Raw genomic sequence first — 283 nt, forward strand, 5'->3', positions numbered from 1 at the left:
AAATCCGAGTCCGCCCGCAGCTGTCGTCGGTGGGAATCTGGAGACATCACAACGCGTGACGGACGTTGTGCTTGGGGCGTTTGCTGAGGTCGTCCCTGAGAAGGTCGTCGCAGGGTCGCAAGGGACGATGAACAACGTCACGTTCGGTGGAGAGGATCCCCGTTCGGGCGAAGCATACGCGTTCTACGAGACTCAAGGCGGCGGGTTCGGGGGACGGGCCGGAAAAGACGGGCTGGACGGCGTTCATGTTCACATGTCGAACACGATGAACACGCCCGCGGAA

At 61.5% G+C, this 283-nt stretch carries 1 protein-coding gene; it reads left to right on the forward strand.

The genetic code is table 11. The annotated features are described in order from the left end of the window. Nucleotides 1-283: hydantoinase B/oxoprolinase family protein (locus tag EXE42_RS20400; RefSeq protein WP_241988424.1), on the forward strand; the 283-nt coding region annotated here is incomplete at both ends.

It is taken from the genome of Halorubrum sp. SP3 (assembly GCF_005435195.1).
Taxonomy (GTDB): Archaea; Halobacteriota; Halobacteria; order Halobacteriales; family Haloferacaceae; genus Halorubrum; species Halorubrum sodomense.